Genomic DNA, 13,240 nt, shown 5'->3' with positions numbered 1-13,240 from the left:
CACTCAGTGTAAGTTATTGATAGCCTCAGACACTTCCCTGACCTTATAGCGCGCAATCAGACAGCTTCCACCATTGGGAAAGTAAAGTAGTTTTTCTTTCTTATCTAAACGAACCACATTGGCTGGATTGATGAGAAAAGAGCGATGGCATTGCAAGAGACGGGGCTCCTGCTTGAGAACTTCCTCTAAACTCGCCGTAAATTCCAGCCTATCCGTCTTGGTATAGAGAATGACACGATGAGCTCTGGGCGATGTTTCGAGATAATAAACCTCTTTAAAAGGATACTGGAATTGGGCAAATTTTGATTTAAAGTAAAAGCAATCTTCCGCCAGACTTTTACTATCTTGACTATTGGCATAGAGGAGGGCTGTTTCGATACGAGATTCAAACTCCTCTGCCGAAAGAGCCTTATCAATGTAGTCTAAAGCAGAGACTTGATAGCGAAAGGACAGGGGCATAAACTCCGAGTGAGTCGTCACAAAGACGATCAAGGCATAAGGGTCCCGATCCCGAATCTTTCTTGCCACTTCTAAGCCTTTCATCTCCTCATTTCGAATCTCAATGTCCAAAAAGAATAGCTGATGGGATCCCTTCTCATGCACCTCTGCCAGCAGTTGGTCTGGCTTGCCAAAGATCTCAAAAGAGCTGGGAGTGATATGATGTGCTTTCAAAAGTTTCTCAATCGTCGTTTCAATCCTAGTCTGCTGGGAAAAATCATCTTCTAAAACAAATATTCTCATCTTTTTACTCTCCCTCTTTCAACCATTTTTGACGAATTTCTCTATAGCGACGTCTGGAATACTTGACAGCGTATTGACTTTCTTCTCCAAGAAAAAGGATTCTTTCTTGAAAATCAATCGATTTTACTTTATCAAGATTGACCAAACAATTTCGATGACATCTCATCAAGGTTTCCCCATATTGGTTCTCAAGATTACTTAAATTTTGAACCATATTAAAACTAGCTTCTTCTGTAACAATCTGTACGGTATGTGCTTTAGTTGGATGCATTTGGATATAGTAGATATCGTCGACGTTTACTTTATAGACTGTTTTCTGTGTCTGAATAATCATATGTTTCATTGGATTCTCCTCCTAAGAAAAGAATAACAGAAAAGGTCTAGCACAAGCACACCCAATCCTAAACAGTCTTTGAAAGCTCCTAAAAGGATTATTTTTCTACAACATCATGATGAGGTTACAACTATTTTATCATAAAATCTACTCATTGCCATTCAAGACATTTCAAGAACAATTAAAGATTTGAAGGCGAAAAAGGAGATAAAAGTGATAGACTGACAGTATCAAAATACAATTGCTATAATCAAAACTAGCACCCAGATTAGAGGAGGAATTCTCATGACAGATACAGACCCCATCAAAAGAGCTCAGACTTTGATTACGGATTTAAACAAAGCCTACCAAGCATGCAAACAGGCAACCGCTGACGACGTCCGCTTTCAGGAGCAATTAAACTCTATTCTTGGTTTTTTAGCCAAGGCTGAGACAGTGGATAATCGAGTCTTGATTGAACTGGAAAAATTTTACCAGACTTCCAGTCTTCTCATGGGACTCAGCGCTCTTGATCCAGATGCTCCTACTCGCGCCGCTTGGCGGGCCTATGACCGCTTCCACTTTGACCAAGTCAAGACCAAGTTGAGTCTCTACGGACCAACCATTATCTTGTAGAAAATAAAAGAAGTTGAGACAAACTGAACTCAACTTCTTTTTTAATATCATATAAGCAATATTAGTCCTGCATATGACGTTTTACCTGATAAGGTAAGTACAAGACTAGTAAAACCAAACCAGCTCCCAGCAAGGCTAGAAGGGCTAGTTTTTCTTTGAAGGTAATCAACCCGACAACTAATTCCACAAGTAAAACAAAACTGGTCAATCCTCGGACAACCGCCTGCAAGCCTTTTTCCTTTTGCCCCTTGTCCAGTGGAAAAAGTTGAGTCAAATACTGGTAGTCAAAGGCGTGATAGAGAGCCAGCAACTGGAAGAGCAAGAGGTAGTTAAAGAGAACCACCACTGCTGTCGCAATCCAAGCTTGCTCGATAAAGACCTGCGCCAGCAAGGAAAGCAAGAGCAGACGAAGGCTGAGGGCAAAGAGGTCTCCATTTCGCAGATAAGAACGCAGATAGAGATTTTGCCAAATCTTTCCAGGCACCTTCTGAACAGCCTTTAGGATAAAGTCCAGATAGGCACGACGCTTGACGCTGTTTGAAATTCCCTTTACCTGCGTAAAGAGGGCAAAGAAACGAAGCAAGACTTGCTTACGCTTGCTTTCTTGGGAAATGACATAATCCCAGTCTAGTCCAGTTTCAGTGAAAAATTTGCTGGCCTTTTGACGAAAGAGGAAATATTTTCCTACCCCCAATAAAAGCACATAGACCAGAAAAACTGGCAAGCCATAACCCATTGCCAAAAATAAAGGCGCAAATAACAGCAAGAAAAGGGTCTGGACAAAGAGCCAAAAGACTAGAGAAATGCCAGTTTGATGCTTGAGATGGAGCTTGATTTCCTCTTCTCCGACCAAGAGAAAGAGCTTGTCTGGAGCCTCCATATAGGTAGCAATTCCTCCCCAAAGCAAAAGCAAAACAGAGGTAATTCCTACAAACAAAAGAATTGGCCAATGGTTTTCAGGAAAATGTTGTAAGAGTTGACTGTACTGGTAGGCTAGAAAGCCCAGCAAGACAAGCAGGAACAAGACAAAGTGGTCATTGAGCACATAGCGCAGATAACCGACACACTCCTTACGAAAAGCCTGCTTTCTCTTTAAAAACAAGTCTTTCATAGCTCCTCCTCTTTGGTCAGAGCCAAGTAAATATCATTCAAACTAGCCTCAGGCATGTCAAAGGCTTCGCGCAGTTGCAGGAGATTTCCTTTAGCACGCACCTCACCCTTGTGGAGAATGACAAAGGCATCACACATCTTCTCCGCCGAATCCAGCACGTGAGTACTCATGAGAATGGACTTACCTTTTTGCTTTTCCACTTCCAAAAGCTGAATCAAGTCCGCAATAGCCAGCGGATCAAGACCAAGGAAAGGCTCATCCACGATGAAAAGACTCGGATCCACCACAAAAGCACAGATAATCATGACCTTCTGCTTCATCCCTTTTGAAAAATGAACAGGGAACCAGTCCAATTTCTGGTCCAGACGAAACATTTTTAACAAGGGCTCTACTCGGTCAAAAGCCACTTTCTGCTCAATACCATAAGCCATAGCAACCGTTTCGATATGCTCTCTGAGGGTCAATTCCTCATACAAGCTAGGTGTCTCAGGAATGTAGCCAATTTGCTTACGGTAACTTGTCGCATCTTCTTGCAGGGTCAAGCCATTGATATTGATGGAGCCACTATAAGGTGTCAACAGACCGATAATCTCATTGATTGTCGTCGATTTCCCAGCACCATTGAGACCAATCAAACCGACCAGCTGCCCACTTTCAACAGTAAAGGACACATCTTTCAAGACAGGGACATGAACATAGCCACCTGTCAGGTTTTTAATTTCTAACATATTTTCTCCAAATCTGGTATAATGTAGCTATATTATATCAAAATTCAATACAGTAGAGGTAGATTTTATGTCAGATTGCATTTTTTGTAAAATCATCGCAGGGGAAATTCCTGCTTCAAAAGTATACGAAGATGAGCAGGTTCTTGCCTTTCTTGATATCTCTCAAGTAACACCAGGACACACCTTGGTCGTGCCAAAGGAACACTATCGCAATCTTTTGGAGATGGACGCTACTAGCGCTAGCCAACTCTTTGCCCAAGTGCCAAAAGTGGCTCAAAAAGTCATGAAAGCCACTAAGGCTGCTGGTATGAATATCATTGCCAACTGTGAAGAAATCGCTGGTCAAACCGTCTTTCATACTCACGTTCACCTCGTGCCTCGCTACAGTGCGGACGATGACCTCAAGATTGATTTTATCGCCCACGAACCAGACTTTGACAAACTTGCTCAAGTCGCTGAAATCATCAAAAATGCCTAAGGAGTTACCATGAAATTATCCAATCTATTGCTATTTGCAGGAGCTGCAGCCGGAAGTTATCTGGTCACAAAAAATCGTCAAACCATCACAGATGAAGTCTTGAATACCACTGACCGCGTTCAAGCTATCAAGGATGATGTGGATATTATCCAAAACAGCCTGCAAATCATCGACCAACAAAAAGAACTCATCAAGGAATACCAAGAAGACCTGACTTACAAGTTTAAGGTCTTGGAAAAAGATATCCAGACTAGATTAGCTGTGATAAAAGAAACACAGGAAATCGAAGATAAGTAAAAAGAGCCGAGTGGCTCTTTTTAAAACATAAACAAGCTATATTACATCAACAATACATCATAATTTAGCCAACTCATTCACCGTTTCATAACTAAATCGAAGACTTTCCGCCGTAATGAAAACACCTGAAACAGCTTGATTTCAGGTGTCCGGAAACTTTGATATCTAGGCTCAAAGTTTAGGTATGGAACTTCGAAGAAGGTCGCTACCGTCCGTCATTACTTAAGGAAAGTCTTAAAAAATCTATAAACAAAAAGAGCCCAACGGCTCTTTTTACTTTTATTCTCCTTCAAAGGCATCTTTAATATGGTCAAAAAAGCCTTTTTTCTTTGGATTGACTTTTAAATCACCAGCAGCTGCGAATTCCTTCAAGGCTGCTTTTTGGCGGTCGTTCAAGCCTGTCGGTGTTACGACATTAACGGTAACGTATTGGTCACCAACTGCACCACCACGAAGGCTCGGAGCTCCCTTACCACGTAAACGGAATTTCTTACCAGTCTGAGTTCCCTCTGGAATAACCAATTCAACATCGCCGTGAACAGTTGGGATATCCACTGTGTCACCAAGAGCCGCTTGGACGAAGTTGAGGTTGAGATTGTAGAAGATAGTCGTTCCTTCACGTTCAAACTTGTCGCTGGCTTCCACAGAAACCACTACATACAAGTCACCATAAGGTCCACCATTAAAGCCAGCTTCACCTTGACCTGCTAAGCGAATTTGTTGACCAGTTTCCACACCAGCAGGGATTTTCACATGTACGCTATGAGCTTGTTTTTCATGACCTGTTCCGTGACAAGTTGTACATGGATCTTTGATTTCTTTTCCGCGACCATGACAGACATCACAGGTTACTTGACGACGCATCATACCAAGAGGAGTTTGTGTATCAACGTTAATGACACCAGCTCCATGACAGCGTCCACAAGTGACTGGACTTGTTCCTGGCTTAGCACCTGAGCCATTACATGTACTACAGCTTGCTTCACGGTTATATTTGACTTCTTTTTCAGCTCCAAAAATAGCTTCTTCAAAGGTCAAATTGACACGATACTGGAGATCATCCCCCTGACGAGGAGCATTTGGATTGCGCGAAGCACCGCCTCCGCCGAAGAAACTTGAGAAGATATCTTCAAAACCACCGAAGCCTCCTGCCCCATCGAAACCGCCGAAACCACCAGCTCCACCAAAACCACCATTGGCACCCGCAGCACCATATTGGTCATAGGCCGCACGTTTTTGGTCGTCACTCAAAGTCTCATAGGCTTCCTGAACTTCCTTGTACTTTTCCTCAGCACCAGGCTCCTTGTTGATATCTGGGTGGTATTTTTTTGAAAGCTTACGATAAGCCTTTTTGATCTCGTCTGCCGAAGCGTTTTTTGACACCCCCAGACGATCATAAAATTCAGTATTGTTCATACAAGATACCAAGACCGTAAAATTCGACTGAAAAATAGGAAATCTGACGCTGGAGCGATGCTCCTAGACAGATTTATCTTTTTTCCGAGAATTTAGGTCGGGTTCAATTCCTTTCTTTTATATTGAGTTAGAAATTCTGGAACCCGTGTTCAATTCCCTGAACACCCTTATTCCTTTCTATTGATGTTGTGAATCAAACCTCGATTTAGATCGGGTTCAATTCCTTTCTTTTATATTGATGAGACAAAATCCAAATAAATCAGGTTTGATCCCTTTTTATCGAAAAACAGAGGCTGGGTTGCAACCTCTGGATTTCTTCTTATATCCGCCTGATTTTCAAGCTCGGGATAAAATAGTCCACTGGACTATTTTATTTTTCCGTAAACTCTCCGTCTACGACGTCATCGCCTGCGTTTCCTGTTGCTTGCGCGCCTTCTGCTCCTGCTTGAGCTTGTTGCGCTGCTGCGGCTTGTTCGTAGAGTTTCACAGCAAGTCCTTGAGCTTTTTCGTTCAACGCTTCAAGTTTTGCTTTCATATCGTCCAAGTTGTTGTCTTCTTGCGCTTTCTTAAGATCATCAAGGGCAGCTTGAGCAGCATCACGCTCTGCATCAAAGCCTTTTCCTTCAGTCTCCTTGATAGTCTTTTCAGTCGCAAAGATAGCTTGGTCTACTTCGTTACGAAGGTCAACTTCTTCTTTACGTTTCTTATCTGCTTCAGCGTTAGCTTCTGCATCTTTCATCATGCGGTCGATTTCTTCGTCAGTCAAACCTGAGTTAGATTGGATCACAATTGTTTGTTCTTTTTGAGTTCCAAGGTCTTTAGCTTTAACAGACACGATACCGTTCTTGTCGATGTCAAATGTTACTTCGATTTGTGGGATACCACGAGGTGCAGCTGGGATATCTGTCAATTGGAAACGTCCAAGAGTCTTGTTATCTGCTGCCATTGGGCGTTCACCTTGAAGAACGTGGATATCAACGGCTGGTTGGTTGTCTGCTGCAGTTGAGAAGACTTGTGATTTAGATGTTGGAATAGTAGTGTTGCGATCGATAAGTTTTGTAAATACTCCACCCATTGTTTCGATACCAAGTGACAATGGTGTTACGTCAAGAAGGACAACGTCTTTAACATCACCAGTAATCACACCACCTTGGATGGCAGCACCCATAGCAACTACTTCATCAGGGTTTACTGATTTGTTTGGTTCTTTACCAGTTTCAGCCTTAACAGCTTCAACAACGGCAGGGATACGAGTTGAACCACCAACAAGGATAACTTCGTCGATTTCTGACAAGCTCAAACCTGCATCAGAAAGGGCTTGACGAACTGGAACTTTTGTACGTTCTACAAGGTCACGAGTCAAATCGTCAAATTTTGCACGAGTCAAAGTCATTTCCAAGTGAAGAGGTCCAGCTTCACCAGCAGTGATAAATGGCAAGCTGATTTGAGTTGAAGTTACACCAGAAAGGTCTTTCTTAGCTTTTTCAGCTGCATCTTTCAAACGTTGCATTGCCATCTTGTCAGTAGACAAGTCAATACCGTTTTCTTTCTTGAATTCTGCTACCAAGTGGTCGATAATTTTTTGGTCAAAGTCATCACCACCGAGTTTGTTGTCCCCTGCAGTTGACAATACGTCGAAGACACCGTCACCCAATTCAAGGATAGAGACGTCGAATGTACCACCACCAAGGTCAAATACCAAGATTTTTTCTTCTTTGTCAGTCTTGTCCAAACCATAAGCAAGAGCTGCTGCAGTTGGTTCGTTGACGATACGTTCTACTTCAAGACCAGCGATTTTACCAGCGTCTTTTGTGGCTTGACGTTGAGCGTCGTTGAAGTAAGCAGGAACTGTGATAACTGCTTTGGTTACTTTTTCACCAAGGTAGTCTTCAGCATAACCTTTCAAGTATTGAAGAATCATAGCTGAGATTTCTTGTGGAGTGTATTCTTTTCCGTTAGCAGAAACTTTTTCAGAAGTTCCCATTTTAGATTTGATAGAGATAACTGTATCTGGATTTGTAACTGCTTGACGTTTTGCAGCATCACCAACGATGATTTCACCGTTTTTGAATGAGACTACAGATGGAGTTGTACGGTTTCCTTCTGGGTTTGCGATGATTTTGCTTTCAGTTCCTTCAAGAACTGCAACTGCTGAGTTTGTTGTACCTAAGTCAATACCGATAATTTTAGACATGTGTTTTTCTCCTTAAATTTTATATTCTATTTTTCTTTTTGATACTCTTCTTAAGTGGCGGCGCCGTCAGAGCTTGACTTCGTCAATCTCTTTGACTAAACTTTGAGCCTAAGGTCTAAAAGTTTGCGCAAATAGCGCCACGGCGAAGAGTATCGTCTTTGGTTCGCTTCGCTCACTATTGCAAAGCCAAATATATTTTATCTTTCTTCATAGTTTATTGTCGTTTCGGACAAATTTTGTCAAGTTTTCTAAACTAGTTATAGACCACTACCATGGCTGGGCGTAGGATGCGGTCATGGAGTTTGTAGCCTTTTTGGAAAACTTGGGCGATGGTATCTGCTGGGTGTTCATCGTCTGCTGGGAGAGTTTGGATGGCCATATGGTAGTTATGGTCAAATTCACCGTCAGCTGCGATTTCTTCGATTCCTTCTTCTTTCAAAGCATGAATCAAGCTTTCTTGCACCATTTCCAAGCCCTTCTTCACATCATCTGTCAAGCCTTCAACTGCGAGTGCACGCTCAAGGTTATCCAAAGAAGGGAGAATCGCTTTTGCCAAGTCTTGGCTACGATAACGTTGCAAGTTTTGACGCTCTTCATTGGCACGGCGTTGGATATTTTGCATTTCTGCATGAGCGCGAAGGTATTTGTTTTCAAATTCATCTGCACGTTCATTTGCCAAGTCCAACTCAGACTTCTCAGGAGTTGTTTCTTCAGCTGTTTCCACAACTTCCTCTTCTTGAACTTCTTCTACTTCTTCATTTTTTATATCTTGGGCCATTTTCGCCTCCTTTAATGATTTCAATCTTAATGTACTTCGTAATGATTACTGCTGAGGTAGCGGTAAAAATCTGTCAACTTCATGGTCAAAACACGGTTGACTACGTTGACTTGGTTGATTAGCTGTTGGTAATCCAGATTGACTGGACCAACAATGGCTAGAATTCCAACTCCCCGATAAGGAATGAGGAACTTGCTACTAATCACCGCTAGGTCTGCTAGACAGGACTCTTGACTGTCCGCAACTCGGACATTTTGCATCTGATCTTCACGCAACCCCTCACGAATCTCCAGAGCTACCTTTTGCGGTTGATCAAAGAACTGATAAGCTGCCAGATTAGCAAAATTCAAGAGATTGACCTTGCCCGCCACCACAATGTTTTCGTTGAACATTTCCTTAAAGATATGTTCAAAGAGATCTATAACATTATCCGTTGTTGTGAAATAACGCTGGATAATCTGCGGAATCTCCGTCCGAATCTTGTAGTGAATATCTAGAACGGTGTGACCGAGGAAACGTTCTTGAATGATTGCCTTCAGTTTCAGCAAATCTTCCTGCAAGAAGTTCCTTGGAATCAGAAACTGACTGGTAACCGTTCGCGATTCGTCTAGGGTAAATACTGCCAAGGCTGTATGTTGACCTAAAACCACGATATCAAAGGCTGTCAACCGTTGTCTGCTCGGCTCAACGTCCAGTGCCACTACCGTACAGCCACTCAAGTCTGTCAGTAGATTAGCAGCCTCTTGCAGAATATCCTCCAATTTGAAGAATTCCTGATCAAAGGTTTTGACAATCTCATATACCTCATTTTCAGCTAATCGGTCAAAATCCAGTGAGTGTTTAACATAGTACTGAAAACCAGCAACACTTGGCATGCGACCGCTTGAAGTATGAGCCTTCTCAAGTAACCCTTGCTTTTCTAAAGCCGCCATGTCATTACGAATAGTTGCACTGCTAGAGTTAATAGACTCTTGCAAGGCTTTGGATCCGACAGGTTCGTGCGTTTTGGTAAAGATGTCAATAATCAGATTTAAAATATCCTGCTGACGCTCTGTAACCATCTCATCACTCCTCTCTGTCTGATCCATTAGCACTCGATACGTTCAAGTGCTAACTCATGATTCTATTATACACCCTTAAAAGAGAATGTCAAGACAAAAACTCAAAAAATTAGCACTCTTTCATCAAGAGTGCTAAAAATCAGTCTGAAGACCTAGAGCTTTACCTTCCAGCTACTCGGTATTTCTTTTTAAGTCTGAAATAACCATAGATTAGATAAGAAATCAGAAAAGCATATAAAAGAAAAACTATAAAGAAAGACATAGAAAGCTCTTCTTTAAATAAACTCATACAAACAACAAGACCACCCGAGAAAGTAGCTGTACAGGAACAAAGTCTAGACCGCATAACTTCCCACCTGAGCTCCTTACTCATATAAACTCGTTCCTCTGAAAGTATATCAGAAGCTGGTTTACGAAGAATCGAACAAAAATCTCTTTCTATCAATTCCCAACCGCTATTTCTAAAATCTTGCAGTTCACGCTTATGCTTTTTAAGAAATCTAGAATCATAGATACGGTAGATGACATCATCAGGTTGACATTGTTCAAAATAGAAAAAACCAAAACTATTCGTTCTATATCTCCAGCCTTTCAAATGCATCTCATGTAAATATTCTTCCTTCTTGTCCAAATCAAGAATAGTGAAGATCCGAAATTGCTTTTTATTGATCATGACTTCCCCTCCAATTTTGAGCATACCTACCCTATCATAAATCTGATAATTCCTTCTTTTTATGCCATAACTTCCAGCTAATATAGGCAACTATTAACAAAAGGATTAAAGACAAGAAAATATCGAACCCAACCACAAGAAATCCCCATAGACCATACGCATTACTCCTATCGAGCAACATAAATAGTAATGGTATATGTATGGCTAGCAAAAGTAAAACAGGTACTAGTCGCAGTCTTAAAATGCGATTAACCATATCCAACTTGTTAGTAGCATCGTTATAAATTTCAAACTCTGCAGCCGATTCAACTTCAGAATGCGCTTTTCTAAAATAGGAAAAACTATTAAAGTCTGTAATATGCTCCCAACCACAGTCTTTAAATAGTTGTAAATAGGAGGCTCTCTCTGATTTTTCCATTGGGTAAAAATCCAACTGATAAGACACTTGCTCAGGCTGACACTTTTCAAAGGTATACTTAACTGCAAACAATAAGATAGAGTAGCTTACTTCCCTAAGTTTCCAGCCCTTAGCATGCATTTCTCTAAAGTATAGAGCCTCCCTCTCATAATCCGCAATTGTAAAAATTCGATAAACAATTTTCTTTTCCATCATCCTTCCTCCCGACTGTTTCTGTAGAGTCGTTCAATACGCTTCAATTCAATATCTAAAACTTTTCGTCCCAAGTCTGTAATCTGATAGATTTTCCGTTTTTCCTCTTCTCGGACAAAGGAAATCAAACCATCCCTTTCCATTTTTGACAAGGTTCCATACATAGTTCCAGGACTGATTGAAACTTGCGAATCTGTCATTTCCCTGACCTTTTGCGTAATACTATAACCATGACCTTCCTTTTGCAGACAGAACAAGATATAAAAACCCGTTTCCGTCATGGGAAGATAAACTCGACGAATCTTATCCGTTAATTCCATTTATAGCTACCTCCTATCTAGTTCGATATATCGCACTTCGTTATATAAAATATATCACACCTCGATACAAAACACAAGAAAAAAGATCACCCTCAGGCAATCTTTCTTCTATATTAGTATTAGTAAAGGTCTAAATAATTATCAATTTCCCATTGTGAAACGAAGGTTGCATAACTTGCCCATTCGATTCGTTTGGCTTCAAGGAAACTAGTATAGATATGTTCTCCGAGAGCCGCTCTGACAACTTCATCTTCAGTCAGAGCTTTCAAAGCGTTGTGAAGGGTTGATGGAAGGTCTGTAATACCAGCTTCCTTGCGCTCTTCTGCTGTCATGATGTAGATATTTTCTTCGATAGGAGCTGGTGCTTCGATTTTATTTTCAATACCATGCAAACCAACTTCCAAAAGAACTGCCATAGCGATGTACGGATTAGCCATTGGATCCACTGAACGCAACTCAAGACGAGTCCCCATACCACGTGAAGCAGGCACGCGCACAAGTGGCGAACGGTTACGACCAGCCCAAGCAATGTAAACAGGCGCTTCATAACCTGGAACCAAACGTTTGTATGAGTTAACCGTTGGGTTCATGATAGCAGTATAGTTGTAGGCATGCTTGATCAAACCGCCAAGGAAATGGTAGGCCGTTTCTGACAACTGCATTCCTTTTGGATCATTTGGATCAAAGAAGGCGTTATTCCCTTCTGCATCAAACAAGGACATATTACAGTGCATACCTGAGCCAGCAATACCAAATTTTGGCTTCGCCATAAAGGTTGCGTAAAGTCCGTGTTTGCGAGCAATGGTTTTAACAACAAGTTTAAAGATTTGAATCTTATCACAAGCACGGAGGACTTCATCATACTTAAAGTCAATCTCATGTTGTCCAACCGCAACCTCGTGGTGACTCGCTTCTACTTCAAATCCCATTTTGGTCAAGACATTCACAATCTCTCGACGTGTATTGTCCGCAAGGTCCGTAGGCGCCAAATCAAAGTAGCCACCCTTGTCATTCACTTCAAGTGTTGGGTCTCCATTTTCATCCAACTTAAATAGGAAGAATTCTGGCTCTGGCCCAAGGTTGAAGGACTTGAATCCTACTTCTTCCATGTGATGAAGAGCACGCTTCAAATTACCACGAGGGTCACCTGCAAATGGTTCACCTTCTGTTGTATAGACATCACAGATCAAACCTGCAACACTTCCATTTTCATCTCCCCACGGGAAGACTGTCCATGTATCCAAGTCTGGGTACAAGTACATATCCGACTCATTGATACGTACAAAACCTTCAATAGAAGATCCATCAAACATAGCCTTATTTGACAAGACTTTATCTAACTGTTCATCTGTAGCAGGAATTTCGACGTTTTTCATGGTTCCCAAAATATCTGAGAACATAAGACGAATAAAGGTAACATTTTTTTCCTTGACTTCACGACGAATATCTGCAGCTGTGATTGGCATGAGTTTTCTCCTTAATGTATGACTACTTGCGGTTGCCTAACCGCGACCAAAAGGTGACCGTACTGAAGCAAAGCGCCCCTGTTGAAGGAGTTCATTGTGAAGTGCACGGCGCACCTCAGTCTGACTCACCGCTTTCTTGGATTTCGCTTCACGTTCAGCATATTTTTTCTTAATGGCAGCGATATTATAACCTTCAGAGATATAATCTTTGATTTCAAGCAGACGATCCATGTCATTCAAGGAATACATGCGACGGTTCCCCTCGTTTCGATCAGGTTTAATCAACTCTTGATCTTCATAATAACGAATCTGACGCGCCGATAGATCGGTCAACTTCATAACACTGCCGATAGGAAAAACAGCCATATTTCGGCGAAATTCTTTTTCCTTCATTTACAATTTCCTTCTTTCTGTCTAT

Annotated in this window: 16 protein-coding genes; 3 read left to right on the top strand and 13 right to left on the bottom strand. The window is 41.5% G+C overall.

Going from position 1 to position 13,240, the window contains the following annotated elements; all coding sequences use genetic code 11:
- Positions 1-3 precede the first annotated feature (3 nt).
- Together ADG81_RS02530 and ADG81_RS02525 are read right to left on the bottom strand one after the other, a co-directional pair.
- Positions 4-741, bottom strand: coding sequence for a response regulator transcription factor (locus ADG81_RS02530; protein WP_049550806.1), 738 nt, complete (start codon positions 739-741; stop codon positions 4-6).
- Positions 742-745: 4 nt separating this feature from the next.
- Complete coding sequence (locus ADG81_RS02525; RefSeq protein ID WP_049550805.1) at positions 746-1,084, bottom strand: LytTR family DNA-binding domain-containing protein; 339 nt, start codon at positions 1,082-1,084, stop codon at positions 746-748.
- A gap of 276 nt (positions 1,085-1,360) precedes the next feature.
- Between ADG81_RS02525 and ADG81_RS02520 the strand changes: the two genes are divergently transcribed.
- The gene (locus tag ADG81_RS02520; RefSeq protein WP_004261043.1) at positions 1,361-1,690 is read left to right on the top strand and encodes a hypothetical protein; all 330 of its coding nucleotides are present in this window, start codon (positions 1,361-1,363) and stop codon (positions 1,688-1,690) included.
- 61 nt (positions 1,691-1,751) lie between these two features.
- Here ADG81_RS02520 and ADG81_RS02515 read toward each other — a convergent pair whose 3' ends face one another.
- Positions 1,752-2,801 carry an ABC transporter permease gene (locus tag ADG81_RS02515; protein WP_049550804.1) on the bottom strand — a complete coding sequence of 350 codons (1,050 nt, stop codon included), beginning with the start codon at positions 2,799-2,801 and terminating at the stop codon, positions 1,752-1,754.
- Positions 2,798-3,529: an ABC transporter ATP-binding protein gene (locus ADG81_RS02510; RefSeq protein WP_000889954.1), complete on the bottom strand. Its 732-nt coding sequence runs from the start codon at positions 3,527-3,529 to the stop codon at positions 2,798-2,800. Before ADG81_RS02510 ends, ADG81_RS02515 begins: the two co-directional genes overlap by 4 nt.
- Positions 3,530-3,596: 67 nt before the next feature.
- On the opposite strand from ADG81_RS02510, the gene ADG81_RS02505 reads away from it, so the two are divergent.
- On the top strand, positions 3,597-4,007 hold the full coding sequence (locus ADG81_RS02505) for an HIT family protein (RefSeq protein ID WP_049550803.1): 411 nt from the start codon (positions 3,597-3,599) through the stop codon (positions 4,005-4,007).
- A 9-nt stretch (positions 4,008-4,016) separates the two neighbouring features.
- Complete coding sequence (locus ADG81_RS02500) at positions 4,017-4,304, top strand: hypothetical protein (protein WP_000777754.1); 288 nt, start codon at positions 4,017-4,019, stop codon at positions 4,302-4,304.
- 279 nt (positions 4,305-4,583) lie between these two features.
- Here the strand turns inward: ADG81_RS02500 and dnaJ are convergent, their stop codons facing one another.
- The 9 genes from dnaJ to glnR all read right to left on the bottom strand — a co-directional run bounded on the left by dnaJ (position 4,584) and on the right by glnR (position 13,215).
- Positions 4,584-5,720, bottom strand: a complete 1,137-nt coding sequence (gene dnaJ / locus ADG81_RS02495; RefSeq protein ID WP_001066308.1) for a molecular chaperone DnaJ — start codon at positions 5,718-5,720, stop codon at positions 4,584-4,586.
- A 370-nt stretch (positions 5,721-6,090) separates the two neighbouring features.
- The gene (gene dnaK, locus ADG81_RS02490; RefSeq protein ID WP_000034661.1) at positions 6,091-7,914 is read right to left on the bottom strand and encodes a molecular chaperone DnaK; all 1,824 of its coding nucleotides are present in this window, start codon (positions 7,912-7,914) and stop codon (positions 6,091-6,093) included.
- A 253-nt stretch (positions 7,915-8,167) separates the two neighbouring features.
- Positions 8,168-8,692 carry a nucleotide exchange factor GrpE gene (gene grpE / locus ADG81_RS02485; RefSeq protein WP_000046029.1) on the bottom strand — a complete coding sequence of 175 codons (525 nt, stop codon included), beginning with the start codon at positions 8,690-8,692 and terminating at the stop codon, positions 8,168-8,170.
- Positions 8,693-8,718: 26 nt separating this feature from the next.
- Positions 8,719-9,753: a heat-inducible transcriptional repressor HrcA gene (gene hrcA / locus ADG81_RS02480; protein WP_049550802.1), complete on the bottom strand. Its 1,035-nt coding sequence runs from the start codon at positions 9,751-9,753 to the stop codon at positions 8,719-8,721.
- A 160-nt stretch (positions 9,754-9,913) separates the two neighbouring features.
- Positions 9,914-10,426 (bottom strand): DUF2812 domain-containing protein, encoded by a 513-nt coding sequence (locus tag ADG81_RS02475; RefSeq protein WP_049550801.1) that lies wholly within the window; start codon positions 10,424-10,426, stop codon positions 9,914-9,916.
- Positions 10,427-10,460: 34 nt separating this feature from the next.
- Positions 10,461-11,036 (bottom strand): DUF2812 domain-containing protein, encoded by a 576-nt coding sequence (locus ADG81_RS02470; RefSeq protein ID WP_049550800.1) that lies wholly within the window; start codon positions 11,034-11,036, stop codon positions 10,461-10,463.
- A complete protein-coding gene (locus tag ADG81_RS02465) occupies positions 11,036-11,356 on the bottom strand; it encodes a PadR family transcriptional regulator (protein WP_049550799.1) in 321 nt (106 codons plus the stop codon). Before ADG81_RS02465 ends, ADG81_RS02470 begins: the two co-directional genes overlap by 1 nt.
- Positions 11,357-11,475: 119 nt before the next feature.
- Positions 11,476-12,822 (bottom strand): type I glutamate--ammonia ligase, encoded by a 1,347-nt coding sequence (glnA, locus tag ADG81_RS02460; RefSeq protein ID WP_033676218.1) that lies wholly within the window; start codon positions 12,820-12,822, stop codon positions 11,476-11,478.
- Positions 12,823-12,858: 36 nt separating this feature from the next.
- Positions 12,859-13,215: a transcriptional repressor GlnR gene (gene glnR, locus ADG81_RS02455; RefSeq protein WP_000659548.1), complete on the bottom strand. Its 357-nt coding sequence runs from the start codon at positions 13,213-13,215 to the stop codon at positions 12,859-12,861.
- Between the last annotated feature and the right edge of the window lie 25 nt (positions 13,216-13,240).

It is taken from the genome of Streptococcus pseudopneumoniae (assembly GCF_001070815.1).
In the GTDB taxonomy this organism is placed as follows: Bacteria; Bacillota; Bacilli; order Lactobacillales; family Streptococcaceae; genus Streptococcus; species Streptococcus pseudopneumoniae_P.
Note: the sequence above shows the minus strand (reverse complement) of the source record. Positions and strands in the feature narration are given on the sequence as shown.